The 1200-nt window shown below is 68.9% G+C and carries 2 protein-coding genes; one reads left to right on the top strand and one right to left on the bottom strand.

Features of this window, described 5'->3' with window-relative positions; translation table 11 throughout:
* Window positions 1-727: tripartite tricarboxylate transporter substrate binding protein (locus tag N801_RS22130; protein WP_035940903.1), on the top strand; the 727-nt coding region annotated here is incomplete at its 5' end.
* Window positions 728-776: 49 nt separating this feature from the next.
* Here the strand turns inward: N801_RS22130 and N801_RS22125 are convergent.
* A partial coding sequence (locus N801_RS22125) for an alanyl-tRNA editing protein (RefSeq protein ID WP_035940902.1) occupies window positions 777-1200 on the bottom strand: 424 nt, incomplete at its 5' end.

Raw genomic sequence — 1200 nt, 5'->3', positions numbered from 1 at the left:
CAAGGCGCCAGCCGATGGCTACACCTTCCTGGTGGCCGGCAATGGCGCCATCACCAACAAGCTGCTGCGCAGCAAGATGCCCTATGAGGACAGCGACCTGGTGCCGGTCGGGCTGCTGTTCGAATCGTCCTCGGTCATCGTCGTCAGCGCCAACAGCAAGATCCATTCGCTCAAGGACTGGCAGCAGCAGGCCGGCAAGGAGAAGCGTCCGATCCTGTTCGCCACCGCCGGCACCGGCAGCACCGGCCATTTCGTCGCGGAAATGCTGGGCCAGGCGCTCAAGGTGCCGGTCACGGTTGTGCCCTACAAGAGCGGTTCCGAGAGTTCCACCGCGCTGATGGGCGGCCAGGTCGACGCGGCCTCGGAGGCGGCGGTGTCGGTGCGCAGCTACATCGCGTCCGGCCGGGTGCGCGCGCTGGCGGCCACGGCGGACCACCGCTCGCCGCTGCTGCCCGACACGCCCACCACGGCGGAACAGGGCTTTGCCCAGATCAACATCACCCACTGGGGCGGCATGTATGCGCCCAAGGGCACGCCGCAGGACGTCATCAAGGCGATGAACCAGGCCATCGCCGACGTCATGGCCACGCCCAAGGTCAGGCAGCAGCTGGTCGACGCGGGCTACGAGGCGATTCCCGGCTCGGTGGAGAAGTTCGGCAGCTTCATCGCCGCCGAGGACAAGCGGCTGGGCGGGATCGTCAAGAGCGCGGACATGAAGGCGGAATGAGCCGCGGCGCGGGATGGCGCCGGGGCCGCCTTCCCGCGCGCGATGCCCGCTAGGCGGACGGGCCCGCCGGATCGAGCGTGATCTCGATGCGCTCGACGCCCTTGCCCTGGTTCCTGCGCTTCAGGTGCAGCGGCCCGATCTCGCGCGTGGTGCGCGGATGGGTGCCGCCACAGCCCATCCGCGAGAAGCCTTCGACCTCCCAGTAGCGGCGCTGGGTGGCCTCGTCGGAGAACGCGGTGACGATGGGCTTGGCGGCGGCGACGAGCGCATCCGTCTCGGCGCTCAGGCGCTCGAACAGGTCGGCGATGTTGCCGGCGCGGGCGAAATCGATGCGCGCCTTGGCCGGCGCGATGTGCGCGCCGACCTTTTCGATGCCCGGTTCGAGCCGGTAGACCAATTGCAGGACCATCTCGGCCGCGAAATGATGGCGCATCAGGCCGTAGCGGCGGTCCCAGTCGATCTGCACGGCGACG

This window comes from Knoellia aerolata DSM 18566 (genome assembly GCF_000768695.1).
GTDB classification, from domain to species: Bacteria; Actinomycetota; Actinomycetes; order Actinomycetales; family Dermatophilaceae; genus Knoellia; species Knoellia aerolata.
Note: the sequence above shows the minus strand (reverse complement) of the source record. Positions and strands in the feature narration are given on the sequence as shown.